Origin of the sequence: Pseudomonas fungipugnans (assembly GCF_029955235.1) — a bacterium.
In the GTDB taxonomy this organism is placed as follows: Bacteria; Pseudomonadota; Gammaproteobacteria; order Pseudomonadales; family Pseudomonadaceae; genus Aquipseudomonas; species Aquipseudomonas fungipugnans.
Map to the genome: position 1 here is coordinate 2707078 of NZ_JARBWL010000002.1, position 25610 is coordinate 2732687.

Below are 25610 nucleotides of genomic sequence, written 5' to 3' on the forward strand. Positions count from 1 at the left end.
TGCCATGTCGAACAGCGTTGCCTCACAGGTGTTCCCTGAAGAACGGAACCAGTTTGGCCAGCGCCTGGCCCACTGGCTCTGGCTTGTCATACAGGTCGTAGTGCGACCAGCCCGCAACGACCACGATTTCCTTTTTCTGCGAGGCTGCGCGACCGAAAACTTCGTGGCCGTCCCGGTAAGCGCCGAACGCCCCGACCCGATCGCCCACGATCACCATCAGCGGTTGCGTCAGCAAAATCTCGGCGTAGTGGAAGGCGTCCCAGCTGGCGGCGTTGCTCTGGTGAGACAGCAGCGAGCGATTGACGCCATGGGGCTGCTGGCCGCGTGAGGTTCGGTAGTATTCGGTCGCTTCGTACAGATCAGTCTCGGTCAGGCCGAGTTTTTCCGCCTCGGCAGGCGAGGAGGGCAGTACGTCGTCCACGCGCAACTCGGCGCCACGGACTTCGGCAGTTCGTTGCTTGGCCATGGCTTCCAGCAGGGCGAGGGGGTTGTATCCGCTAAAACCTTCGCGCATCAGCCGGCCATAGTTCACGCCGGTCACGCTGCCCACTGCCTTGATTCGGCGTTCGGTCATGGCCGCATTGATCGCGTAACCGCCGCCGCCACAGATGCCGAGTACACCGATACGCTCTTCGTCGACATAGGGCAGGCTCACCAGATAGTCGGCGACCACGCGAAAGTCTTCGACGCGATGGCTTGGGTCCTCGATGTAGCGTGGCTCACCGCCGCTCGCACCCTGGAAGCTCGCGTCGAAGGCGATAACCACAAAGCCTTCTTTGGCCAGGGCCGCACCGTAGACATTGCCGGAGGTCTGTTCCTTGCAACTGCCGATCGGGTGCGCGCTGATGATCGCGGGGTATTTTTTCCCGGCGTTGAAATCAGTTGGAAAATAAATATCGGCGGCGATATTCCAGTACAGGTTCTTGATGCTGACGGTTTCCATCGTATTCACCTCGTTTGATTGGGTCGATCAAGTCGTTCGCCGTTGCGCTGTGCTGCCACGCAATCGGGCTGACGAGATGAAGATTGAACCTGTTGCGGGGGGGCAAAAAGAGAGCGCTTATCCTGGGAAAAAGTTTCCCGGGATAAGCTGCAGCGGCCGGTCTCGACCCGGGAAATACAAGCCGTCATGTCCTCGGCGCGCTGCTGCCTTCGAGCGCGCGGGTGATGACCGCTCAACGGCTATTAATGAAAGCACAAGACTTCCGGCTGAAAGACCGGATAATAGCGGCCAAATTTTTAGCTTGTCATTTTGGTAATCCCGCATGGAAATCAAGGTCAATTTTCTCGACAACCTTCGGCTCGAAGCCAAGTTCGATGACTTCACGGTGGTGGCTGATCAACCCATCCGCTACAAGGGCGATGGTTCGGCCCCGGGTCCATTCGATTACTTTCTGGCTTCGTCGGCCCTGTGCGCGGCTTACTTTGTGAAGTTGTATTGCAGCACTCGCAATATCCCCACCGACAACATCCGCCTGTCGCAGAACAACATTGTCGACCCGGAAAACCGCTACAACCAGATTTTCAAGATTCAGGTCGAATTGCCGGCCGATATTTCCGACAAGGACCGCCAGGGCATCTTGCGCTCCATTGACCGTTGCACGGTCAAGAAGGTGGTGCAGGCCGGGCCTGAGTTCGTGATCGAGGAAGTGGAAAATCTGGATGCCGATGCCCAGGCATTGCTGATGCCTGTTTCTCATTCAGAAGGGGGCACCTACATTGCCGGCAAGGATCTGCCGCTGGAGCAGACCATCGCCAACATGTCGGCGATTCTGGCGGACCTGGGCATGAAGATTGAAATCGCTTCGTGGCGCAATATCGTTCCCCACGTGTGGTCGTTGCATACCCGTGACGCGCACTCGCCGATGTGTTTCACCAATGGCAAGGGCGCGACCAAGGAAGGCGCATTGGCGTCGGCGTTGGGCGAGTTTATCGAGCGGCTCAACTGCAACTTTTTCTACAACGATCAGTTCTGGGGCGAAGACATCGCCAACGCGGCGTTCGTGCATTACCCGAACGAACGCTGGTTCAAGCCTGGCCCCGAAGATGCGCTGCCGGCTGAAATCCTCGACGCGTACTGCCTGAAGATCTACAACCGCGATGGCGAGCTGCGGGGCTCGCACCTGACCGACACCAACTCCGGCAACGTACAGCGCGGCATCTGCTCGCTGCCGTACGTGCGTCAGTCGGACGGCGAGGTGGTGTATTTCCCGTCCAACCTGATCGAGAACCTGTTCCTCAGCAACGGCATGAGTGCCGGTAACACGCTGGCCGAGGCGCAGGTGCAATGCCTGTCGGAAATCTTCGAGCGCGCGGTAAAGCGCGAAATCATCGAAGGTGAAATGGCGCTGCCGGATGTGCCGCAGGACGTGCTGGCGAAATACCCCGCCATTCTGGCGGGTATTCAGGGGCTGGAAGAGCAGGGCTTTCCGGTGCTGGTGAAGGATGCTTCGCTGGGCGGCGAGTTCCCGGTGATGTGCGTGACCTTGATGAATCCGCGTACTGGCGGTGTGTTTGCCTCGTTCGGCGCGCACCCAAGCCTGGAGGTGGCGCTGGAGCGCAGCCTCACTGAATTGCTCCAGGGCCGCAGTTTCGAAGGCCTCAACGACTTGCCGCAGCCGACCTTTCAAGGTCACGCTGTGACTGAGCCGAACAACTTTGTTGAACACTTCATCGATTCCAGCGGTGTGGTGTCATGGCGCTTCTTCAGTGCACAGTCCGATTTCGAATTTGTCGAATGGGATTTCTCCGGCCAGGGTGAAAACTCCAATGCCGAGGAAGCCGCGACCTTGTTCGGCATTCTCGAAGACATGGGCAAAGAAGCGTACATGGCGGTGTATGACGACCTGGGCGCAACGGCCTGTCGCATTCTGGTGCCGGATTACTCGGAAATTTATCCGGTGGAGGACCTGATCTGGGATAACACCAACAAGGCGCTGTTGTTCCGTGCCGATATCCTCAACCTGCACAGCCTGAGCAAAGTCGGCCTGAGAACGCTGGCCCAGCGTCTGGAAGACAGTGATCTGGATGATTACACCGACATCACCACGTTGATCGGCATCGAGTTTGACGACAATACCGCCTGGGGTCAGCTGACGATCCTGGAGTTGAAGCTGCTGATCTATCTCGCCCTGAAGAAGTTTGACCAGGCCAAGGATCTGGTGGAAGCGTTCCTGCAATACAACGACAACACGGTCGAGCGCGGCTTGTTTTACCAGGCCGTGAACGTGGTGTTGGAGATGCAGCTGGACGAGGATCTGGAACTGGGCGACTACGAGGTGAATTTCCGCCGGATGTTTGGCAACGAGCGGATGGACGCAGCGATTGGCTCGGTGGACGGTAGCGTGCGTTTCTACGGCTTGACGCCTACCAGCATGAAGCTGGAAGGGCTCGACCGGCACCAGCGCTTGATCGACAGCTACAAAAAACTGCACACCGCGCGGGCCACTGCGGCGGCGGGTCGGCTGCCATAGAATCGGTCGCCGGGCCTCGTGTGCTCATGAGGCCCGGCTCCCGCTTTTTAGCGTTTGATCAGGGAAATCTTCGTGCCTTCGATGCTGACGCCAGCCATCAAGCCCTGCTGGTCGAAGATGAACGCATAGGCGTCGTCTTTCAGTGTCGAGCTGGACAGGTTCTTCGCAGCCCCTTCATCCACCACGACCACGGTCGGGCCTACGCCGATCTCCCAGCCTTTGGTTTTACTGACGTAGTTCACCGCTTTGTCGGTCATCAGGAACACCACATAGCCGTACGACTGGGCGCCTGCCTGCAACCCCCACGAACCCGTGACGGAGTTGTAATAGTTCTGTACTTGCTTGCCCTTCATTAACACGCCTTCACCATAGCCACCGCCGAACACCAGACCCGCCTTGATGATTTTCGGGAAGACCAGGATGGCTTTGGCTTTATGCGCGATGGTTTCGGAGAATGGGTTGGCCTTGTACAGACTTTGCAAGGCTTGCCGGGAATCGGCATTGAGATCCTCGGCGGTGGCCGCGCCTGCCGTGTTCAGAAGGCTCGTCGATGCCAATGATGCTGCCGCGAGGAAGATCGAGAGAAAGAACCGCATTGATTGAGTCATTTCCGTACTCCGATACGGGAGCGTGGGATGAGAGCAGCAGTCAACACCTGCGCTTATCCGATGCACCCTAAGTGTGTGAATCGCCAGCATCGCTCTTGAGTAAAACAGGCCACAGGCCACTGATCCGTCGTGATGCCATCACTGGTTGTGACCACTGTTTAACAGCCGGGTTCGTCGTCGGCGGCGGATTTTGGCCGTTTTCTCACGACGGTTTGGCAAACCCGTGCAGCAGGTGCTGTTTGCGCGTCATGAAGTAGATCGCGACGCCCGCGGCGGCGATGCCCGAGGCCGCGCCGACACCGAGTGCCCAGCGCGGGCCCAGGTGGTCGGCCACGTAACCCACGATCGGCGCACCAATCGGGGTGCAGCCGAGCGCAATGCCTACACGCAATGCCATCACTCGTCCGCGCATGACGGGCTCGGTCGTGAGCTGCATCAAGCTGTTGCTGGTGTTGCTGAAGGTGATGGCGCCCACGCCGATGATCACCAGTGCGGCGGCGAACAACCAGTAGTTCGGGGCGAAGGCGGCCAGCGTACAACCGAGCCCGAACACGGCGGCGCCGATCAGCAGCGACTGGAACCGTGGTCGCTCACGGCCGGCGGCAAGCAAGGCCCCTGCGAGGGTGCCGATGGCCAGGGTTGACGACAGCAGGCCGTAACCACGGGCGTCGGTGTGGAACACGCTGGCGGCCATGGTCGAGATGAAGATCGGGAAATTCATGCCGAAGGTGCCGATCAGGAACAGCATGACCAGGATTGCCATGAGGTCCGGTCGGGCCCAGACATAACGCAAACCCTCGGTGAGACTGCCCTTGGTGCGCAATGCGCGTGCCTTGGTGTGCAGCGTGGAAACACGCAGCAGAAACAGCGAGGCCAGCACTGCGAAAAAACTCGCACCGTTGAGCAGGAACGCCCAGCCGGTGCCCACCGAAGCAATGGTCAGGCCGGCCACCGCCGGGCCGATCATTCGCGCCGCGTTGAACGAGGTCGAGTTGAGCGCGACGGCGTTTGACAGATCCTTCTCGCCAACCAGGTCCGCGACGAATATCTGCCGCACCGGCGCGTCGAAGGACGACGCGCAGCCGGACAGAAAGGCAAACACATAGACCTGCCAGAGCTGGACGATGCCGGTGACCGTCAGCAGCCCCAGCGCCAACGCCAGCAGGCCCATCACGCCTTGGGTCGCCATCAGCATCTTGCGCTTGTTGTAGTGGTCGGCGGCGAAGCCGGTCCACGGCAGCAGCAGAAGCTGCGGCCCGAACTGCAACGCCATGACCGTGCCGACAGCGGCGGCATTGTGTGGCGTGAGTTGGGTCAGCACCAACCAGTCCTGGGCCGTGCGTTGCATCCACGTCCCGATATTGGAGACCAGTGCGCCAGCTGCCCAGATGCGATAGTTGGGGCTCTTCAGCGAGCGAAAGATGCCCCTCGCCACGCCACTCACGACGGCTCCGACGTATTGCCACCGTGGAAGCGGCCGAAATGTCGCGCCACATACAGGCTCAGTGCCAGGGCCCCGAGCCCGAAGGCGAGGGCATCACTCGTGCTTTTGAGGTCAAAGTCACCGACCCGACAGACCAGCCCATAGCCGATGAGCAGATTGAAAAACCCCCAAAGCACGTTCACGGTCGAGGAGGACAGCCCTTGCCCGGGCGGATTGGCGAACGGGGTCTGGAACGCTTCGCCACGTACGCCGCTGACGATGTGCGGCAGGGCGTTGGTGAGAAAGGCGCCGCCGAAGAAATAAGCCAGCAGATCCAGCCATTGCATGTTCAGGCGCCCCTTGTGTCGAGCCGGTTGATGATGTCTTGCGCGGTGCCCGTTTCGCCCAGCCTCGGGAAGACATGATTGACGCTGTAGGCATGCGCCTCGGGATTTGCATCCGTCATGGCATCGACAGACAGGGTGACGTTGAAGCCGTGCTCGTACGCCTGGCGGGCCGTCGATTCGACGCCGGTGCCGGTGGCGACGCCCGTGACGACCACCTGAGTAACGCCCAGTGCCTTCAGCCGCTGCTCAAGATCGGTGTTGGCGAACGCGCCCCAGCTGCGCTTCGTCACCAGGAGGTCGCCGGGTTGCTGATCGACTTCGGGGATCAGCTCAGCCCAGTCTTCAGGCAACGCTTCGCTGCGGCGCGGTCGCTCGGTGCGGCCGGGAGCAAAGCCTGTGACGTTGACCAGCACCACGGGCAAACCGCGTTGGCGGAACGCGTCGAGCAGCGCCCGCGAGCGTTCCACAATCGCCTCGATGGGATGGATGAAGGGGTAGCCGACGATGCCTTTTTGCAGGTCCACGACGATGAGGGCGGTGTTCGGGTCAAGCGCGGTAATGGCCATGTTACTTCCTCGAACGAGCCGGCAATGGCTCAGAAATCGGCAAGGCGTTGCAGCAGTTTCACCGCTGCGGCGAGTTCGCTTTGTTCCTGGGGGGACAGTTGCACTTGCAGGGCACGTAACAGCCAGTCGTCTTTGGCGGCGCGGCTTTCCTTGAGTTTCTTTCGAAAAGCAGCGGTCAGGTCGATCAGGGTTTGTCGACCGTCAGTGGGATGGGGTTTGCCGCTGACGGCTTTCATCGCCTCCAGCCCGGCCACGGTGATGCGCATGGACTGCGGGCGCACGCTTTCTGCTCGGGCAAGGGCGGACACGGTTGCCGGCCCGTCACGGTCAAGGCGCAGCAGCACCGACTTCTGGGCGGACGTGAGGTCATTCGGATGGGTTTGCTCGCGCAACCGCCGGATCAGTTTGCCCAGGGAAATGCGCAGTTCAGCGGCCAAGGGGGCCGCTGATTGAGGGTCGGATTGGGGAGATAAGTCAGTCATGGGCTGACCCTAACATAAGAACAGTTAAACTGTACAGTTTTGCTGTATTGAATGCTTTTGACCTCGGCACCGCACCCGGATCAGAAAAGGTTTTTCGCCATCTCCGAAGTCGCCTTCCACCCCAGCTGTTGATACACAGGCTTGCCAACCTCGGTGGCGTGCAGCACGGCAAAACTCACGCCGCGTCGGGCAAATTCGGCTTCGGCGAGTTGCATCAGGCTCGACGCCAGACCCCGGCGGCGGTAGGCGGGGTCGACGAAAACGTTGAGCACGTAGCCGCGTTGATCGAGGGTTGGATGGGCAGGGTGTGGCGGCCATTCAATGCTCATCAGGCCTATCGCGGCGGCAGGTCGGTCGGCGTCCATCAGCGCGAAACCGTAATAGCGGCCATCTTCCAGCCGCTGCTGCAGCCAGGGCCGGAAATGCTCGGTCATCACCCGCAGCGTCGCCGGGTCGCCACCGGCTTCAAGGAACATCGTTTCTCGTTGTTCGCAGATCATTTCAAGATCGCCTGGCGCAAGGTGGCGGGGCGTCAATCCGGAAAAATCGAGGTTGCCGGGTATCTCGTTCATGGCCTGTACCTGGGCGGAGCGAACGATAGTAGGGCAGTCAACGGCAGGTGCGTCAGGCACAGATTGATGGAGAAAACGCCATACAGCCTGACGGTGAGACGAGTAAACTGGCCGGCCCTGATTCCAGTCAGTGAAATCCCTTGGGGGAGCCGAGCTCAACTGGCTGGTATTCGCCCCTACCCACTCAACCAAGAGACCCTCATGGCAAACCACGACATCACCTTCACCCCCGATCCTGATGCGGACTCCATCTCTTCTGACGTCGCCGGTTTCGGCGGTCTGCTGGTGTCCACGCAGATCCCGACCCGTGCCGACGGCAGCCTGGAACTGGGCGACATCACCCTGCAAAGCGAATGCACCTTGCAGGCGCTGAAGGCGGCGCTGGAACGCGCCGGCAGTTCCATGGACCGCGTCTTGCACCTGACCATCTACCTCACCGACATGGCCGACCGCGCCGCCTTCAACGAGGTTTATAAACACTTCTTCGCCAAACCGTGGCCAGTGCGCGCCGCTGTTGGCGTGGCCGCCCTGGCGGTTGAAGGCATGCGTGTTGAAGTGACGGCGATGGCAGCCAAAGGCTGATAACGTTTACGGCTGGCGATCGGCAAGGTCTTCCAGCAGATCGGCTGACGGCACGAAAAACAGGCCCCCGGTGACCGCCGTGCTGAAATCCAGCAGGTGGTCATAGTTGCCCGCGGGCCTGCCGTCGAACATGTTCTCGAGCATCTGCTCCAGCGGCTGCGGCGAACGCGCATAGCCGATGAAGAACGTGCCGAACTCCTTCGCGCCTGGCCGACCGAACGGCATGTTGTCGCGCAGGATTTTCACTTCCTTGCCGTCCTGGGTGATGGTCGTCAGGGCGCTGTGGGAATTGGTCGGCTTGACCTCGTCACCCAGTTCGATATCGGATAATTTCTTGCGCCCGATCACCCGTTCCTGTGCCTCGACGGACAATGCGTTCCAGGCGTCCATTTTGTGCAGGTACTTTTGCACCAGCACGTAGCTGCCGCCGCTGAATGACGGGTCTTCATCACCGATGATGGTGAAGTCGACCGCATGGCGCCCGACCGGGTTTTCGGTGCCGTCGACAAAACCGATGATGCTGCGCATGTCGAAATAGCGAAAGCCCTGGACCTCATCGACAACCGCCACTGCATCGCCCAGCGCCGACAGTAATTGCGTCGCCAGTTCGAAACACAGGTCCATCTGGTCGGCACGAATGTGCAGCAAAATGTCCCCCGGCGTCGCAACGGCTCGACGACCCGCTGGACCGAACTCGCGAAACGGGTGCAGCGATGCCGGGCGCGGGCTGCCGAACAACGTGTCCCAGGCGCTGGAGCCAAAGCCACAGACACACGACAAATTGCCCAAGGGCACGCGCTTGCCGACTGATCGCACCAGGGCGGCGACGTCTGCGCACCAGCCCCGCACGGTGTTGGCGGCATCATCGCCGGGGGCCAGGGTGGCGACGATGAAAATCGCGCTGCTGGTGATCGGCTGGCAGACGGATTGCGGATCGAATACCGGGTTGGTCATGGGCGTTGTCATTGATCATCATTCCACAAGGGCAGAGCGGGGTTGCAAGACAGTAGCAGACAACGGCTGGGCGACTGAAGCCAGTCACCCCAGCTGCTTGAGCCGGACATGCGCCACCAGATAATCCAGAAACACCCGGACCCGCAACGGCATCGGCGCGCCCTGGCCGAGAAACACCGCAGCTTTCTGGCCACCAACCGCGAACTGTCCAGCGGTCCGTGACGGATCGCCACGTCCGTGCGTTCCTGCACCAGATTGACCACCTGATCGGTCAGCGCAATGTCGATTTCGATACCGCTGTAGCGGGCCAGAAATTCCGGGATCAGCGGCAACAGCTGCCGCTGACGCTGGCCCGGCACATGCCCGATAAAGCCGCGCTATGGCGTGAAATCGCCGAACGGCATCAACTGGTTCAGCCGGATCTGGCCAAACTGGTGGGTTGGGGCTTTGGCGACTTCATCTTCCATACCGAGTCGGACGTCATCTCGGACCTGAACAAAATCTACCGCTACGGCTTTACCGAGCGAGTCGGTTCGAAAGCGTCACTGTTTGCGGCACTCGACAGCCTCAAACAGCAACGGGTGATCCCTTGGGTCGCCGTCAGTCAGCGCCGCTCTGACGGCGCTTGCCCGCCAACTATCATCAAAGCCACTTTCATGAAGACGGCGGGCACTGCCATGAAGACTGAAGCAAAGGACGACCAGCAGAGCGCCTCTGCCACGGCGCTCATCGACGCAAAAATCACCGAACTGAACGACTGGCGCGGCGAGACCCTGGCCCGGGTCCGCGCACTGGTCAGAAAGGCGGACCCCGAGGTGATCGAGGAGGTGAAGTGGCGGGGCGTGCCGGTGTGGTCGCACGGCGGCATCATCTGTACCGGCGAAACTTACAAGCAGGTGGTGAAGATGACCTTCGCCAAGGGCGCTGCGCTGGACGACCCGACGGGTTTGTTCAACTCCAGCCTGGAAGGCAATACCCGGCGCGCCATTGATATTCATGAAGGCGAGGACATTGACGAGCAGGCGTTGCTGGCGCTGGTTCGCGCCGCCATCGCGCTCAACACGTCGCGGCGGCGCGGCTGAGTGCTCGCTGCTGGCTATTGGCGGACTTGACGTTTCACGGGGTTAAATGGGACAAGGTGTTCGGCCCGGATGGAAACATTGGGTAACAAATAGGACAAAGGACGACCTGCCGAACATGAAAACCCTACTGTGTCTGCTGATCGCCATCGGTGTCGGCTCTGCGCTGCAATATGTCGGCGTGCCCCATGGCCTGTTGCTGGGCTCGATACTCAGCACTGCGTTGATCGTCAGCAACCTGCCTGTGGCGCCCTCGGTGCGTTATGGGCTTGGCTACGTGCAAATCGTCCTGGGCATCGCCACCGGTCTGATGTTCGAGGCGTGGGACAGCCGTACCGTCGCCGCGCTGTTGCCCAGTCTGGGGTTTTTGCTGGTCTGCCTGACCGCGCAGATGGCCATGGCCGGTTTCTGGCTGTTCCGGGTCTCGGGCTGGAATGGCAAGGATGCGCTGCTGGCCGTCTACCCCGGTGCACTGGCAGCGGTATTCGATTTGCTGGAATCGGAGCAGGCGTCCAGCAAGGTGATTGTCGTGCACCTGGTGCGCTTGCTGTCGATCACCTTGCTGGTCAGCTTTTGCATTGCCGGGCCGGCCGATGTGGCGCTGGTCGAGAGCAGCCCGCTGGCGCTCGACATCGGGCTGACGGTGTTGGCGTTGATGGTCTTTTGCATTGTCGTCGGCCGCTTGCTGTTGCGGGTCGGCGTGCCGGCACCGTTCATGTTGACCGCCATCGTGGCCACGGGCATCTGCGTCAAGTCGGGTTATCTCCACGGTTTTCACATGCCGCCATGGAGCGTCGATTTTGCCTCGGTCATTCTCGGCGTGCTGATCGGCTCGAAATTCAAGGACATTTCCCTGGCCGAGCTGTGGCGCCATGGGCGAGCAGGGGTGATGGCCGTCGGCGTGATGTTGCTGATTGCCGCCGCGTTTGCCGCCGTCGCCAGCCGGGTGCTGGGCAGCGATGCCCTGACGTTGTGGATGGCGTACATGCCCGGCGCCATCGAGACCATTGCCATTGTTGCCTTCGGCGGCGGGCTGAACGTGGTGTTTATCCTGTCTCATCACCTGGTGCGGATGGTGGTGTTGCACTTTGCCCCGGCCTTTCTGGTTCAGGCGCGACGCTGGCGGGAAAGTGCCTGAGTTCATCGCCTCCTTCAATAACGCCTGGTAGTCGCTCGCACCATGACTCATCTGAACAGCGAAATCCCCTTTCAAGACGCGCCGCCCGCCGAAGCGTCTGTGCGCCGCCGCTCGCTGATAGCGGCCTGCAGTGCCCACGCCGTGCACGACGGTTTGACCGACTTGATCTACGTGTTGCTGCCGATCTGGCAGCTGCAGTTCGGCCTGAGCTACGCACAGATCGGGCTGCTGCGCGGCGCCTATTCCGGGACGATGGCCAGCTTCCAGCTGCTGGCCAGTCGCGCCGCCAAACGCTGGGGGCGCACGCGCATGCTGATCGGCGGCACGCTGCTGACGGGGGTGGCGTATCTGCTGGCGGGCCAGGCTGGCGGGTTAGTCATGCTGTTGCTGGCGCTGATGCTCGGTGGGTTGGGCGCCAGTACCCAGCATCCGCTGGCATCGTCGATGGTCAGCGATACGTTTGAGGCGGGCGGCGGGGCCAAGGAGGCGTTGTCGCAATACAACTTTGCCGGCGACATCGGCAAGACGCTTGTCCCGGCCATGGTCGGCTTGTTGCTGACCGTCGTCAGCTGGCGCGCCAGTGTGTCGCTGATGGGCTTGCTCGGTTTGGCAGCGGCGGGGTTGCTGTGGTGGCTGATGCCGGCGCGCAATGGGTCGGCGGTTCATCTGAAAAAGTCCGCCAACGTGAGCGCACATGATTCTGTTGGTGGCCTGCGTGCGTTGCTGCTGACCGGGGTGCTGGACAGCGCAGTGCGCATGGGCTTTCTCACGTTCCTGCCGTTTTTGTTGACCAACAAAGGCGCGGGCACGGCGGGTATCGGCCTGGCGTTGGCGCTGCTGTTTGTCGGCGGCGCATTCGGCAAGTTGCTGTGCGGCTATCTGGGCGCGCGCATCGGCATGATGAAGACGGTGTGGCTGACCGAGTCGATGACGGCGCTGCTGATCGTGTCGGCGGTGTACCTGCCGCTGACCGGGGTGATGGTGATGTTGCCGCTGTTGGGGCTGGCGTTGAATGGCACCTCGTCGGTGCTGTATGGCGTGGTGCCGGATTTATCCAGTGCTGAAAAACGCGAGCATGCTTTTGCACTGTTCTATACGGGCACGATCGGCGGTGGCGCGCTGGCGCCGGTGGTGTTTGGACGGCTGGGGGATGCGACCGGGATTGCGCTGGCGGTGATGACGCTGGCGGCGATTTTATTGCTGACGTTGCCGTTGTCGTGGTGGGTGCAGCGGGCGCTGGATCGTCCGGCCCATCTTGCTGGGTAAACACCAAACCTGTGGGAGCGAGCCTGCTCGCGAAGACGGTGTGTCAGCCGACATCGATGGTGTCTGATACTCCGCTTTCGCGAGCAAGCTCACTCCCACAGGGTTCTTCGGTGTATGCAAATGCTGTGTATGGCGCTGAACCATTGTGGGAGCGAGCTTGCTCGCGAAGACGGTGTGTCAGTCAACATTGATGGTGTCTGACACTCTGCTATCGCGAGCAGGCTCACTCCCACAGGTTTTTTTGGTGTATGCAAATGTTGTGTATGGCGCTGAACCATTGTGGGAGCGAGCTTGCTCGCGAAGACGGTGTGTCAGCCGACATTGATGGTGTCTGACACTCCGCTATCGCGAGCAAGCTCACTCCCACAGGGTTCTTCGGTGTATGCAAAGGTTGTGTATGGCGCTGAATCATTGTGGGAGCGAGCTTGCTCGCGAAGACGGTGTGTCAGCCGACATTGGTGGTGTCTGACACTCCGCTATCGCGAGCAAGCTCGCTCCCACAGGTTTTTTTGGTGTATGCAGATGCTGTGTATGGCGCTGAATCATTGTGGGAGCGAGCTTGCTCGCGAAGACGGAGTGTCAGCCGACATTGGTGGCGTCTGACACTCCGCTATCGCGAGCAGGCTCACTCCCACAGGGTTTATGGTGGGTTCACGTTACGCGTTCAGCATCAAATCTTCGCCAACGCCTGCGCCAGATCTGCGCGCAGATCCTCCACGTCCTCAACCCCCACCGACAACCGCACCAGTGCATCACCGATGCCCAGTTGTGCACGGGTGTCTGCCGGGATGGTGGCGTGGGTCATGATTGCCGGGTGCTCGATCAGGCTTTCCACGCCGCCCAGACTCTCGGCCAGGGCAAAGATCTGCACGTTTTCGAGGAAGCGCCGGGCGCCGGCCAGGTCGCTGTTTAGGTCCAGCGAAATCATCCCGCCGAAACCGCGCATCTGCCGTTTTGCCAGCTCATGCTGCGGGTGCGATTGCAGGCCCGGGTAGTAGACGCGTGCCACTTGCGGCTGCTGTTCCAGCCACTGCGCCAATTCCAGCGCGTTGCTGCAATGACGTTCCATGCGCAGCGCCAGGGTCTTCACGCCACGCAAGGTCAGGAAGGCGTCGAACGGCCCGGAAATCGCGCCGACGGCGTTTTGCAGGAAGCCCAGGCGTTCGGCCAGATCGGCGTTTTGCCCGACCACTGCGATACCGCCGATCACGTCAGAGTGACCGTTCAGGTACTTGGTGGTCGAGTGCAACACGATGTCGAAACCGAGCTCCAGCGGACGCTGGATCCACGGGCTGGCGAAGGTGTTGTCGGCCACGCAGATGATCCCGCGATCACGGCAGATACGGGCGATGGCGGCGAGGTCGGACAGGCTCAGCAGGGGATTGGTCGGTGTTTCGACCATGACCATGCGCGTGTCGTCCTGCAACGCGGCTTCGAACGCGTTCAGGTCCGTCAGGTCGACGAAGCTGAAACGGTGCCCGGCGCTGCGTCGGCGTACTTTGTCGAACAGGCGGAACGAGCCGCCATACAAATCGTTGCCGGAAACGATATGCGAGCCGGCATCGAGCAGTTCGAGCACGGTGGAGATCGTCGCCAGACCCGAGGCGAACGCAAACGCCTGGGTGCCGCCTTCAAGGTCGGCCACGCAGCGCTCCAGGGCGAAACGCGTCGGGTTATGCGAGCGTCCGTAGTCGAAGCCTTTATGCACGCCGGGGCTCTGCTGCAAATAGGTGGAGTTGGCGTAGATGGGTGGCATCAGCGCACCGGTCGTCGGGTCTGGCACCTGGCCTGCGTGGATCACCCGTGTGGCAAAGGCTTGTGGGGCGCCGGTTTTATTGTGCTGACTCATCCAAGGGATCTCCGTAAGTGATTGAGCAGGTCGAAGCGGGTAATCAAACCGTGGAAGCCTGAGGCGTCGGCGATGAACGCCACCAGTCCTCGGTCGAGTTCCGCTTGCAGTGTCGCCAGGCTGGCGCTCGGCGGCAGGGTTTGCAACTTGTCGGTCATGACGCTGGCCACGTTCGAGCGAAAATGCGAAGCGTCTTTATGCACGCCCAGCAGGATATCGGATTCGTCGATAACCCCGACCAGTGTCTGCCCGTCTACCAGCACTGGCAATTGTGATACGTCCGCCAGGCGCATGCGCTGGAAGGCGGTGAGCAGGGTATCCTCGGGGCCGACGCTGATCACCCGGCCGTCCTCGAAGCGGCGCGAGATCAGGTCGCGCAGGTCGCCGTAGCGCTTGTATTGCAGCAGGCCCTGATCGTTCATCCACTGGTCGTTATAGACCTTGGACAGGTAGCGGGTGCCGGTGTCGCAGACGAAGGTGACCACGCGTTTGGGCTCGGTCTGTTCGCGGCAATAACGCAGCGCCGCCGCCAGCAGGGTGCCGGTGGACGAGCCGCCGAGAATGCCTTCGGCGCGCAGCAGTTGGCGGGCGTGATCGAAGCTTTCTTGATCGCTGATCGAATAGGCGTGGCGCACGCTGGACAGGTCGGCAATGGAAGGAATGAAGTCCTCGCCGATGCCTTCCACTGCCCAGGAACCGGCGCTGCCGACGGTGCCGCTGCGGCTGTACTCGGCCATCACCGAACCGATCGGGTCGGCCAGCACCATTTCCAGTTCCGGCTGCACGCGTTTGAAAAAGCGGGTCAGGCCGGTGAGGGTGCCGGCCGAACCGACGCCGACGACAATGGCGTCCAGATCGTGATGGGTCTGGGCCCAGATTTCAGGCGCGGTGCTGGTTTCGTGGGCTAGCGGGTTGGCCGGGTTGTTGAACTGATCGGCGAAGAACGCGCCGGGAATTTCTGCGGCCAGGCGTGCGGCCACGTCCTGATAATAATCGGGATGGCCCTTGCCGACGTCGGAGCGGGTGATGTGCACCTCGGCGCCCATGGCCTTGAGGTGCAGGACTTTTTCGGTGGACATCTTGTCCGGTACGACCAGCACCACCCGATAGCCCTTGGCCCGGCCAACCAGCGCCAGACCCAGACCGGTGTTGCCGGCAGTGGCTTCAACAATGGTGCCACCGGGTTGCAGGCGGCCATCGCGTTCGGCGGCGTCGATCATCGCCAGACCGATGCGGTCCTTGATCGAGCCGCCGGGGTTCTGTGATTCGAGCTTGAGAAACAGCGTGCAGGGGCCGGTATCAAAGCGGCTGACGCGCACCAGTGGCGTATTGCCGATCAGTTCGAGCACCGCCGGGCGGGTAGCGTTATTCATGTCGTGTCCTTACTATGAAAAATCGTCGCTTCGACCATAGGCCTTGATTGCGTTGGCTGCAACTTGTGGAACCAGACGGTCAAGGATTGAACATCATAGAACCCTGTGGGAGCGAGCTTGTAGTGTTTGGTCCGCTGGGCTAGCGAAAAAACTCCCCCGGCGTATCACCAAACTGCTGCCGAAACGCTGCGATGAACGCCGACGTCGAATCATAACCACACGCCAGCGCCACATCGGTCACGCGCTCGCCCTGTTCCAGCGGCGTCAGCGCCCCCAGCAACCGCGAGCGTTGCCGCCACGCACGAAAAGTCAGGCCGGTGTCACGCAGGAACAAGCGGCTGAGGGTCTTCTCCGTCACGCCGAATTTGTCACTCCAGTGACCCAGTGTGGTCTGCTGTTCCGGGTGCTGTTGCAGGCTCTGATAAATCTGCAGCAACCGGCTGTCCTGAGGCAGCGGCAGCATCAGGTCAATCGGTGGCGCGTCGGCCAGTTGATCCAGCAGCACCTGGACCAGCCGCCCATGGGCGCTGTCGACGTCATACTCCACCGGAATTTCACTGAACGTGCGAATCAGTTCGCGCAGCAGGTCGCTGACACCCAGCACATGACAACGCGGCGCCGCCCAGGCCGTGACGCTGACATCCAGATACAGGCTGCGCATTTCGGTGCGCGGCGAGCTGAACACCTCGTGGGGCATGCCGGCCGGTATCCACACCGCCCGTTCCGGTGGCGCGACGAAGCGACCGACGGCGGTCTGCACTTCGAGCACGCCCTGGATGGCGTAGGACAGCTGTACCCACGGGTGGCTGTGGCGGCGGGTCAGGGCGCGGTTGGGCAATGATTCGGTGCGGCCGTACACCGGTCTTGGCAGGCTGGGCAGCCCGGGAATGCTGCGTCTGAAACCTTTCTCATGTCCTTTAGGCGGCATCGGCTGGCTCATTGGCGTTAGTCGGTAATCAGCCGTCACGTTAGAGTCTGCATAACGTTCTTGGCAACCCCCGGTGATCCCGATGACCCGCCCTCGCTTTTTGCCCGACAACTTCACCCTGACCCTGGTCTGTGTGGTGACGCTCGCCAGCCTGCTGCCCGCCACCGGCCAGGTCGCGGCGGGCTTCGGCTGGCTGACCAACATCGCCATCGCACTGTTGTTTTTCCTGCATGGCGCCAAGCTGTCGCGTGACTCGATCATTGCCGGAGCCGGCCACTGGCGTCTGCACCTGTTGGTGTTCGGCCTGACCTTCGTGCTGTTTCCGCTGATCGGCCTGGCGCTCAAGCCAGTGCTGTCGCCGCTGATCGGCAACGATCTGTACATGGGCATGCTCTATCTCTGCGCGCTGCCCGCGACGGTGCAATCGGCGATTGCCTTCACCTCGCTGGCGCGGGGCAACGTGCCGGCGGCGATTTGCAGCGCGGCGGCGTCCAGCCTGTTCGGCATCTTCCTCACGCCATTGCTGGTGGCGTTGCTGTTGAATGTGCACGGCGACGGCGGCTCGACCGTCGATGCCATCGTCAAGATCAGCATCCAGCTGTTGCTGCCGTTCATCCTCGGGCAGATCGCCAGTCGCTGGATCGGCGGCTGGGTAGGGCGCAACAAGACCTGGCTGAAATTCGTCGATCAAGGCTCGATTCTGCTGGTGGTCTACGGCGCATTCAGCGAAGCGGTGAATGAAGGTCTTTGGCATCAGATTCCGCTGTGGGAGCTGGGCGGTCTGGTGGTGGTCTGCTGCATCTTTCTGGCGCTGGTGTTGGTCGCATCCACGGTGCTGGGCAAAGCCTTTGGTTTCAGTCAGGAAGACCGGATCACCATCCTGTTCTGCGGCTCGAAGAAAAGCCTGGCCACCGGCGTGCCGATGGCCCAGGTGTTGTTTGCCGGCAGCACCATTGGCGTGTTGATCCTGCCGTTGATGCTGTTCCATCAGATTCAGTTGATGGTGTGTGCGGTGCTGGCGCAGAAGTATGCGCAGCGCAAGGAGTCGGTGCCGGAGTTGATGGGGCAGGTTGATCCTTGATTGCAGGATTTCAGCGGCTGACCCGGTGGGCCTGTGGTTCAGGCCCACCGGGTTGGTAGCGCTAGCGCAACGGGTAGATGGACCCGCCGCGTTTTTTCTTCTTGCGTTTAAACAGATTCAAGATTTTTCGAATGATGCTCATGGTGCTGCTCCCGATTGAGGCCGAGTTCGGCGATGATGAGTTGGGCAAGCTGTTCGTTGCCCAGGTCGTTGAAGTGGACGCGGTCGACAAACAGCGTTTCGTTGAATACCGGCGATTTCTTCAGCAGCACGTTCATGTCCAGGCAGGGAATACCCTGCGCCTTGGCCTGAATATGCTTGAAAAACGGTGCATGGACTTCCTGGCCCAGCACGCCGCTGAACAGCCGGTAGAAGTTGTTGGGGCAACTGTCGATGGCATGAAACACCGCCTCCTCGGCAGGCGTCAGTTGTTCACGGCACCAGTGCGAGAGCGGCTGCAGAACAAAGCTCAAGGTCGCGCCACTGCCCGACAACAGCAGTTGCCACTGCTTCAACGCGCCGGTAATGGATTCGGCGGCGCGTTCGAGTCGTTCATCGAGGGAGATTCCATCATCGGTGATCACCTCATCGGCGGGGTTCTGATAGAACAGCGCGTTCTTGCATCGTTGCAGCCAGGAGTCGCCGCCCTTCGATCCGAATGAGTTTTTCTTGCGCTGCATGTCCTCGTTGAACTTGTTCATGTAGTGCTGGAATTCAAAGGAGTAGTAGTAACGCCCGTGTTCGCTGGCGAACTCGTCCGGAATGCCTTCCAGTGCCAGGGTATTGATGCCGCTGAACACCACCACGTGACCGATATCCCCCAGGCGCCGTTGGTGCATCAGGAACATCAACAGCTCCTGGGTGGAGTTGTAGCCGCGACCGGAAAAATTCAGCCACACCTCGCCAGTCAACTCGCTGAGCCGGGAGGCGACGGTGAATTCATCCCGGGTGGCACCCACTCCGAGGGCGGTAGAGCCGCCTACGAGCAAATTGACCTTGCCGCCGTTCGGGCGCTCGGCGACCGAATAGCGCTTGCCGTGAAGCTCGCTGTAGCGAAAGCCGAAGGCGTCAGTGTTGATCGTTGGCGAGCGGAAATTCTTTTCATGGAAGTACATGGTGTAGGGCACCCAGCGCGCCCCAATGTGCATGAAACTGTCGTAATCACGAATTTGCGGGGTCCACTTATAGACCTCCTGTACCGCCTGGTGATGGTCCAGAACGGGTTTATCAGTCGAGTGCATAGTGTTTTCTCCAGTCAGTATCTTCGTGCCATTGAGGCTGCTCGGGCTTGGTCAGCAAGAACTGGCCAATGATCAGGCAATCCATTTCCGTGCGCATGAAGCAGCGGTACGCGTCTTCCGGGCTCTCGACGATGGGTTCGCCACGTACGTTGAACGACGTATTGATGAGCACCGGGCAACCCGTGCGCTGGGCGAATTCGCCGATCAACTGGCGAAACAGCGGGTTGTGGCGACCATCCACGGTTTGCACCCTGGCGGAGCAGTCCACATGGGTCACGGCGGGAATTTGCGAACGTTTGAGCTTGAGTTTTTCGATGCCGACAAAACCGTGTTCATCAGGTGCCGGCTCGCGTTTGTCCGCCTGCACCGGCGCCACGATCAACATGTAGGGAGACGGTTGCTCCAGATCGAACCACTTGTGCGCCTCTTCCAGCAAAACCACTGGAGCGAAGGGCCGAAACGATTCACGGTTCTTGATCTTGAGGTTCATCACACTTTGCATTGATTCGGATTGCGCATTCCCCAGGATCGAGCGCGCACCCAACGAGCGTGGGCCGAACTCCATGCGCCCCTGGAACCAGCCGACCACTTTGTTCTCGGTCAATTGAGTGGCAGTCGCCTGAATCAACGCCGGTAACTCGAGCTTTTGATAGTGGGCACCCAGACGCAGCAAATCCTGTTCGATTTGAGCGGTGCTGTATTCGTTGCCCAGGTAAGCGCCCTGCATGGCGTCCTGAATTCCGTCCGGCTCGCGCGGCGCGTCGGTGTTGTCGTAGTGGCACTGCAAGGCGGCGCCTAGAGAACCGCCGCAATCCCCGGAAGCCGGCTGGATAAACAGGCTTTTGAAAATCCCCGAACGCGCCAGCTTGCCGTTGGCGACACAATTGAGGGCCACACCGCCGGCCAAACACAGATGCTCCGCCTGAGTCATCTCCTTGACCTTGCGGGCCAGCCCGTCCATGACGCGCTCGGTCACCACCTGAATGGAGGCGGCCAGGTTCATTTCCCGCTGGGTGATAAGACTCTCGGGTTCGCGAGCCGGACCGCCGAACAAGGTCTCGAATGCCTCGCTGATCATGCGTTCACCCACTTCATAATCGAAGTACTGGCGATTCAGGGTAAAACTTCCGTCTTCCTTGATATCGATGAGGTGTTCAACGATGGTCTCGACAAACTCAGGCTCGCCATAAGGCGCCAGGCCCATGAGTTTGTATTCACCGGAATCGACCTTGAACCCGCAGTAATAGGTGAACGCCGAATACAGCAGACCCAGTGAATGGGGAAACCGAATCTCGAACAAAGGTTTGAGACGGTTACCAACACCATGCCAGGCGGTGGTGGTCGACCATTCGCCTACGCCGTCGACGCACAGCACGGCGGCATTCTGGAACGGCGATGGATAAAAAGCCGACGCTGCATGGCTCTTGTGGTGTTGGCAGACGTAGAGCGGCGGCAGGGTGACGCCCGGGTATATCGCCTCCAGCTCTCGGGCGATGATGCTCTTTACATCCTTGCGCGCCGCGAACTTTGTGTATTGCTGGGCAAACGCCAGGGCACCCCGCGGAAAGTTGTTCTTGTAGGTTTTGCAAATTCGTTCGAACTTGATTTCCGGGTCTTCGTAGTAGGCCAGCCAGGTGATGTCCGCCAGGCTGATTCCCGCTTGATCGAGGCAGGCGCGTAACGCCTTGGCGGGAAAACCCTTGTCCTGTTTGATGCGCGAGAAACGTTCTTCCTGCAGGGCACAGACGATATTTCCGTCCTTGATCAATGTCACTGCACTGTCATGGTAGAACGCCGAGATTCCAAGGATGTAGCTCATGCCAGCCCCCGGATGAAAGCGAATACGGCGATGGCCGCAAACAGGACAGGGGGCACATAGTCGAACCAGGTAGAGCGTTGAATGGCGTCTCTCAACGAATGAGCGGTGAGGCCCACGGTCATGTTCACCAGAATCCCGCTGATGTTGAAAATCAGCCCGTAAATCAGGAAATACAGCCAGGCCGGGCTCGCGTCTGAGGGGACGAACTGCGGCAACAGACTAATGAAGAACAGACCAATCTTGGGGTTCGATAAATTGATCAACATGCCTTTGCTGAATGCGTATCTGGCGGGTTCAGGCGAACGGTCACTGGTAGCGGATCCATCGCCGCCCTTTCGGCGAGGCCAGGAAAGATAAGCCAGGTACACCAGATAAAATGCACCGGCCACCTGCACGGTGCGATACAGCAGTGGCACCTCCTTGAAAATCAGCATCAGGCCAAATGCAGCCAACAGCACGTAGAAGAACACCCCGAACTCAACCCCCGCTGCCGCCTTCAGACCAGTACGCACGCCATGGCGTAGCGACTGATTCATGACGTAAAGCATGGCCGGCCCCGGGGAGAGGTTGATGACCAGCACCGCCAATAGAAAAGATAGAAATCCGTAGCTCATGATGCGTCCTGTCGTTGAATGATTGTATTGAGGGTCCGTCGGGTAAATGCGCGCAGGGCACTCAGGAAGGGCTCTGCGGGTGGACTCAGCGCTCGGTAGCCGACCCAGACCCGCTGCCAGTGGCGAGCAAGTTCGGTGGTTCCGCCGTTTTGCGCGATATCGTCCAGATGTTGCTTGATTGCTTCGATAGCCCAGGCCGTATGGCCGCTGACGACGTTGTCGATGGTGTTGTGCAGATCTGTGAACAGCGAGTTGAAGCCGTAATGGCGCAATACGTCCGCAGAGCGGCGGTACTCGCCCCCCACACCCGACAGCTCCATGGCGAGATTCAGGCCCAGGATCTCCGGCTGAAAGCTTTGCGGGAATAGAGAAACAGCCAGCCAGAACACCGGCACTTGCAGCGAGTCGTTATCGAACAGGGCAGAGGCGGCAAAGGGTTGCTCGGTAAAATCACCGACCGTGACGCCCATGCTGGCCAGCAGATCCTGATAGATATTGCCGTGATGCAACGCGGTGTCGCCCTGCCCGAGCTCATCGATGAGGGTGCGGTACAGCAATGCGCCGATGGGGCGGGTGACGCTGGCCGGCGCGACCACGCTTCTCAGCCAGGCGCCGTCGATCAGGGTCAGGGGCGCCAGCCGGGTGGCATCGGCAATGATGTCTTCGCGCGTTTCTTCCGGGGCCTCGGTTAACGGCCGATAGCTCTCAACCTGGCGCGCATGTTGGGTTGCCAGCCACTGATCAAGTTTTTGATGGCTGTAGGGGCTGAACGGCAACCCGTCTTGCTGCACTGCCCGCTGGTGCAGGGTCAGCCAGCGTTCGGCGAAGTGCCTGGCTACCGGCAAGGCGTCCGGTGCCTGGTCAATATGCAGAAACAGCGGATAGAGCTGTTGCAGCGACAGACCTGAATACGTGTTCAATGCCTGCTGCCTGGCCTTGCTCAGGGCTTTTTCGCACAGCGCGACGCAGGGCGATGGTTGATTGACCGGCATCCGCGGCGCAGCGGGCTTGTTGTCTTGGCCATCCAGCTCGGCGATCCAGGTCCTGACTACCTGGATGTCCGGCTCCGAGAATATGCCGAACATCTTGCCTTTGGGCTCGCTGATGAGCCTCATGAACGCGCTCTTGCCCGGCTGGCCAGCCCTGACGTAGCGCGAGTCAGCCAGCGCGCTGACTGTTGCCTGCGGGCAAAAAGTTTCAGGTTTGAGCCAGTGATCGATGGGTTGCTCTGCCAACTGCCCACGCTTGTGATAACCGCAGCCATGAGGGCCCAGTTTGTTGATCAGTGCTTGCATGGCGGCCAGGTTGCCAAAGCGCGTTTCATCCATGAGCTCGACGCGCAGCCGCTCTTCAGCGGCCTTGATCAGTTCCAGTGCGCAAGCGTGGCCTGCTGCAATGGACGCCCCGGCTTCGGGGTCAGTCTGAAGAAGGTAATGTTCGATAGCCGCCAGCGCCAGCGGTCGGTACTGCTCTGTACCGGGCTGTCCAAAAAGCGGACCGTCGGCCTCGTGCAGGCTGTTGAGTTGATCGATGTAACCGCACATGGCCAGGTTGATGCCCAGCGTCTCGCCGTACAAGGCTGACGGAAAGCAGGCAATACCCAGCAAAAACACCGGCAACTCGAAAGCCTCGTCCTGAATGCCAGGGTCGTGGCTGAAGTGGCTGGTAAAGACATCGCTGGTATGGACCCCGGCCCGCTGGGCCATTTGATCGAACAGACAGCTTTGACTACGCGCCGGATAACCGTGTCCGACCATTTTCGCGTGAGTCTGTAGCAGCAGCCCACCTACACGGCGCCAGGCGTACGCGATGGAGGTCACGCCCGTGAGCCAGCCCCCGAGCATCTTGAACAGCGGGGCATGTTGGTAATAGAAGTGTTGCCGCTGTGGCGCACCCTTCAGCAGGCCGACCAGGTCCAGACGGATTCGCGACCCAAGGGCTTCGATAGCCTGGTTGCCCGTTGTCAGCAGTGCGCCAACATCGTGCGTGTCCGTTGCATTTTTAAACGGGGCCAGGCGTTGGTTGATGTGCTTCCACACACCTTCCAGCAGGTCATGGCTCTCTTCCGGATTGATCAGTTTGAAGAACCAGTCGCGAGCGCTGAGTTGCAGCTTCGCAAGCTCCGCGGGAGCGATTGCGAGAAAACGTGGTTCGTCACTGTCAGACAGACTTGCGATGGGTTCGCCCATTATCGTTTCTCCCTGTTGCATGGTGTGGCCATTCCTGGTGCCACAGCGGCCGTGTCAGATCACGGCTTTGAAGCGTTCACGCACATTGCAGTGTTCAAGCAATACTCGCCTTGGCGGCCGTCGGGTTGAGGTTCATATGAAACGGGCATTGCGCATGACTCAGCGAACCGGGTTCTTCGAGTTGGTATTGCTTGATCTCCAGATTGCCGTGTTCACCGAAAGCGCCCAGCGTGCCGGATACCCGGCCTGCGTTATAAGCCTCTGACCGGGACCGGATACGCGCGCGAATACGTTGGCCTTTTTGAGAGCCGCCGCTGGCCACGTAATCAAAGTTCTCACGCGGGTTGATCACGAATACGATATGCGTTCCCAGGTTCCGGCTTTTCATCAGTTGATGTCCCGGGAAACTCATATTGATAAACAGTGGCATCCCCATGAAGGAGAATGACCAATACTCGTTATAGATATCGAGCGGAATTGATTCGGGCCAGGGGGCAGGGTCTTTATCGTGGAGTTGCTGTAAAAGACGCCAGGCATAGCGTTGCTCTTCGGCAAGTGAAGAGAAATTATTTCTTTCGAAAAGAATAATTAAAGGTTTTCTGATCCTGAGTTTCATGGACCATGATGTTGTCTGCTCTATATAATTGCCGAGGCCGGCTATAAAGTCCGTGACAGGCGCCTGTTCGCTGATGAACAGGAATTCAAAGCTGCCGGAGCGCACTGATCTTGTTCCAAAAAAACACGGAAAACATTCTTGCCTTACGGCGGCTTCAAATGCTTCAAGCGCTGCAGTTGCCCACAACTTTTTTAATTGATGGAAATCACAATGCTCTTTGAAGGCGACTTTGCCGAAACATCTTCCATGAATAGGCAGCATTGAATCTCCGTGCAACGCTTCAAAAAAGTCATATGCTTATAACTTTTTTATTCGGGCGTATTCTGAGAGCGGGGGCCGGCGTTGTAAAGCGCGTTAAGTTATGGCCTACTATTAGTTGTACTCATGGTAGAGGCATTTATGACTGAAAGGATTCCTGGGCTTTACTCACTGCGGGCCTTTGAAGTGGCTGCGCGTTTTTGCTCGTTCAGCAAGGCCGCCAACGAGCTATCGGTCACCCAAAGCGCGGTTAGCCACCATGTCAAGTCGCTCGAGGAGCTCTTTGGCTGCAGCCTGTTTGAGCGACGGGGGCCCAAGCTCAATCTCACCGATCAGGGGCGCCTGTTGTCGAGGGAGTTGAAAACCGGCTTCAAGATCATTGAAAGCGCGTGCGAGCTATTGAAGGTCGACCGCAATCGTATTCGCCTGAAGGCACCTTCAACGTTAACGATCCGTTGGTTGCTGAAAGCACTTGATAACTTCAAGAAAGCCAATACTCATTGTTCTGTTCAGGTATCAAGCGTCTGGATGGATATTGATGAGGTCGATTTCTATTCTGAACCTTATGATTGTGCCATTCTCCTGGGAACTGGCAACTTCGGTCCGGACATGGTGAGTTTCAAACTATTTGATGAGTGGTTGATTCCGGTCTGTAGTCCCGACTATATGAAGTGCAATAATCCGACGTTGGCATTTCTCAACGACTGCGAACTGTTGCATCCTTCCACGGATCGCCGAGACTGGCGGCGCTGGTTGAGGAAGGTGAATGGCCTGGACAATACCAGTCTTGAGGGCGGCCAATTATTTGATACGCTGGATCAAGGTATTGCGGCGGCATTGCAAGGGCTGGGTGTTTCCGTGGCGGATCTGGTGCTTGTCAGCCAAGAGGTCGAACACGGTCGGTTGCAACTTCCGTTCAATAGCGCGGTGGCCACAGGCGATGGTTATTATATGACGTGGTTGAAAGGCAATCCCAAAGCGAAACAGATGAATCAGTTGCGAGAATATCTGCTGACGCAGATTCCCTCGTTATCAATTCATGACGTTGATTATCTGGAATAGCGAGAAGTGGCTGAAAGCAGCCGGACATGAGGCTGGCTTTTGGCTCGACGCCGCTGGCGCTGCGTCCTGGATTTGCGAACCTCGGTCATC

The 25610-nt window shown here is 59.7% G+C and carries 23 protein-coding genes and 1 pseudogene; 7 read left to right on the forward strand and 17 right to left on the reverse strand.

Features of this window, described 5'->3' with window-relative positions:
* Window positions 1–22 precede the first annotated feature (22 nt).
* A complete protein-coding gene (locus POF45_RS27720) occupies window positions 23–943 on the reverse strand; it encodes an alpha/beta hydrolase (protein WP_282317218.1) in 921 nt (306 codons plus the stop codon).
* Between the two features lie 322 nt (window positions 944–1265).
* Between POF45_RS27720 and POF45_RS27725 the strand changes: the two genes are divergently transcribed.
* On the forward strand, window positions 1266–3473 hold the full coding sequence (locus POF45_RS27725) for an OsmC domain/YcaO domain-containing protein (RefSeq protein WP_282317219.1): 2208 nt from the start codon (window positions 1266–1268) through the stop codon (window positions 3471–3473).
* A 47-nt stretch (window positions 3474–3520) separates the two neighbouring features.
* Here POF45_RS27725 and POF45_RS27730 read toward each other — a convergent pair whose 3' ends face one another.
* The 6 genes from POF45_RS27730 to POF45_RS27755 all read right to left on the reverse strand — a co-directional run bounded on the left by POF45_RS27730 (window position 3521) and on the right by POF45_RS27755 (window position 7471).
* On the reverse strand, window positions 3521–4081 hold the full coding sequence (locus POF45_RS27730) for a lipid-binding SYLF domain-containing protein (RefSeq protein WP_259502199.1): 561 nt from the start codon (window positions 4079–4081) through the stop codon (window positions 3521–3523).
* Between the two features lie 202 nt (window positions 4082–4283).
* Window positions 4284–5516: an MFS transporter gene (locus tag POF45_RS27735; protein ID WP_282317465.1), complete on the reverse strand. Its 1233-nt coding sequence runs from the start codon at window positions 5514–5516 to the stop codon at window positions 4284–4286.
* Window positions 5517–5521: 5 nt separating this feature from the next.
* Complete coding sequence (locus POF45_RS27740) at window positions 5522–5851, reverse strand: hypothetical protein (RefSeq protein WP_259502202.1); 330 nt, start codon at window positions 5849–5851, stop codon at window positions 5522–5524.
* A gap of 2 nt (window positions 5852–5853) precedes the next feature.
* The gene (locus POF45_RS27745) at window positions 5854–6417 is read right to left on the reverse strand and encodes an isochorismatase family protein (protein WP_282317220.1); all 564 of its coding nucleotides are present in this window, start codon (window positions 6415–6417) and stop codon (window positions 5854–5856) included.
* 29 nt (window positions 6418–6446) lie between these two features.
* Entirely contained in the window at window positions 6447–6899 is a 453-nt protein-coding gene (locus POF45_RS27750; protein ID WP_259502210.1) for a MarR family winged helix-turn-helix transcriptional regulator, read from the reverse strand.
* A gap of 80 nt (window positions 6900–6979) precedes the next feature.
* Window positions 6980–7471, reverse strand: a complete 492-nt coding sequence (locus tag POF45_RS27755; RefSeq protein ID WP_282317221.1) for a GNAT family N-acetyltransferase — start codon at window positions 7469–7471, stop codon at window positions 6980–6982.
* A gap of 201 nt (window positions 7472–7672) precedes the next feature.
* Here POF45_RS27755 and POF45_RS27760 point away from each other — a divergent pair, with 201 nt between their 5' ends.
* On the forward strand, window positions 7673–8053 hold the full coding sequence (locus tag POF45_RS27760) for a RidA family protein (protein WP_282317222.1): 381 nt from the start codon (window positions 7673–7675) through the stop codon (window positions 8051–8053).
* Between the two features lie 6 nt (window positions 8054–8059).
* Here POF45_RS27760 and POF45_RS27765 read toward each other — a convergent pair whose 3' ends face one another.
* Window positions 8060–9019, reverse strand: coding sequence for a Dyp-type peroxidase (locus tag POF45_RS27765; RefSeq protein WP_282317223.1), 960 nt, complete (start codon window positions 9017–9019; stop codon window positions 8060–8062).
* Window positions 9020–9246: 227 nt separating this feature from the next.
* Window positions 9247–9366 (reverse strand): annotated as a pseudogene (locus tag POF45_RS27770) (LysR family transcriptional regulator); the annotation flags it as partial.
* Between the two features lie 318 nt (window positions 9367–9684).
* Between POF45_RS27770 and POF45_RS27775 the strand changes: the two are divergent.
* The 3 genes from POF45_RS27775 to POF45_RS27785 all read left to right on the forward strand — a co-directional run bounded on the left by POF45_RS27775 (window position 9685) and on the right by POF45_RS27785 (window position 12490).
* On the forward strand, window positions 9685–10089 hold the full coding sequence (locus POF45_RS27775) for a DUF1801 domain-containing protein (RefSeq protein WP_282317466.1): 405 nt from the start codon (window positions 9685–9687) through the stop codon (window positions 10087–10089).
* Window positions 10090–10204: 115 nt separating this feature from the next.
* Entirely contained in the window at window positions 10205–11224 is a 1020-nt protein-coding gene (locus POF45_RS27780; protein WP_282317224.1) for an AbrB family transcriptional regulator, read from the forward strand.
* A 42-nt stretch (window positions 11225–11266) separates the two neighbouring features.
* Window positions 11267–12490, forward strand: coding sequence for an MFS transporter (locus POF45_RS27785; RefSeq protein ID WP_282317225.1), 1224 nt, complete (start codon window positions 11267–11269; stop codon window positions 12488–12490).
* A 670-nt stretch (window positions 12491–13160) separates the two neighbouring features.
* Here POF45_RS27785 and POF45_RS27790 read toward each other — a convergent pair.
* From POF45_RS27790 to POF45_RS27800, 3 genes are all read right to left on the reverse strand, one after another.
* The gene (locus tag POF45_RS27790) at window positions 13161–14339 is read right to left on the reverse strand and encodes a trans-sulfuration enzyme family protein (protein ID WP_282317226.1); all 1179 of its coding nucleotides are present in this window, start codon (window positions 14337–14339) and stop codon (window positions 13161–13163) included.
* Window positions 14336–15712 carry a pyridoxal-phosphate dependent enzyme gene (locus POF45_RS27795; protein WP_259502235.1) on the reverse strand — a complete coding sequence of 459 codons (1377 nt, stop codon included), beginning with the start codon at window positions 15710–15712 and terminating at the stop codon, window positions 14336–14338. The genes POF45_RS27790 and POF45_RS27795 overlap by 4 nt, the downstream gene beginning before the upstream one ends.
* 139 nt (window positions 15713–15851) lie before the next feature.
* On the reverse strand, window positions 15852–16640 hold the full coding sequence (locus tag POF45_RS27800) for an AraC family transcriptional regulator (RefSeq protein WP_259502237.1): 789 nt from the start codon (window positions 16638–16640) through the stop codon (window positions 15852–15854).
* An 82-nt stretch (window positions 16641–16722) separates the two neighbouring features.
* On the opposite strand from POF45_RS27800, the gene POF45_RS27805 reads away from it, so the two are divergent.
* Window positions 16723–17721 carry a bile acid:sodium symporter family protein gene (locus POF45_RS27805; protein WP_259502239.1) on the forward strand — a complete coding sequence of 333 codons (999 nt, stop codon included), beginning with the start codon at window positions 16723–16725 and terminating at the stop codon, window positions 17719–17721.
* A 107-nt stretch (window positions 17722–17828) separates the two neighbouring features.
* On the opposite strand, the gene POF45_RS27810 is transcribed toward POF45_RS27805, so the two are convergent.
* The 5 genes from POF45_RS27810 to POF45_RS27830 form a co-directional block, all read right to left on the reverse strand.
* Complete coding sequence (locus POF45_RS27810) at window positions 17829–18962, reverse strand: SGNH/GDSL hydrolase family protein (protein WP_259502241.1); 1134 nt, start codon at window positions 18960–18962, stop codon at window positions 17829–17831.
* Window positions 18949–20781 (reverse strand): carbamoyltransferase family protein, encoded by a 1833-nt coding sequence (locus POF45_RS27815; RefSeq protein ID WP_259502243.1) that lies wholly within the window; start codon window positions 20779–20781, stop codon window positions 18949–18951. Before POF45_RS27815 ends, POF45_RS27810 begins: the two co-directional genes overlap by 14 nt.
* On the reverse strand, window positions 20778–21395 hold the full coding sequence (locus tag POF45_RS27820; protein ID WP_259502244.1) for a LysE family translocator: 618 nt from the start codon (window positions 21393–21395) through the stop codon (window positions 20778–20780). Before POF45_RS27820 ends, POF45_RS27815 begins: the two co-directional genes overlap by 4 nt.
* Window positions 21392–23584 (reverse strand): iron-containing redox enzyme family protein, encoded by a 2193-nt coding sequence (locus POF45_RS27825; protein ID WP_282317228.1) that lies wholly within the window; start codon window positions 23582–23584, stop codon window positions 21392–21394. Before POF45_RS27825 ends, POF45_RS27820 begins: the two co-directional genes overlap by 4 nt.
* 94 nt (window positions 23585–23678) lie before the next feature.
* Complete coding sequence (locus POF45_RS27830; RefSeq protein WP_282317229.1) at window positions 23679–24461, reverse strand: YqcI/YcgG family protein; 783 nt, start codon at window positions 24459–24461, stop codon at window positions 23679–23681.
* Window positions 24462–24599: 138 nt separating this feature from the next.
* Between POF45_RS27830 and POF45_RS27835 the strand changes: the two genes are divergently transcribed.
* The gene (locus POF45_RS27835; RefSeq protein WP_282317230.1) at window positions 24600–25520 is read left to right on the forward strand and encodes a LysR substrate-binding domain-containing protein; all 921 of its coding nucleotides are present in this window, start codon (window positions 24600–24602) and stop codon (window positions 25518–25520) included.
* Window positions 25521–25610 lie beyond the last annotated feature (90 nt).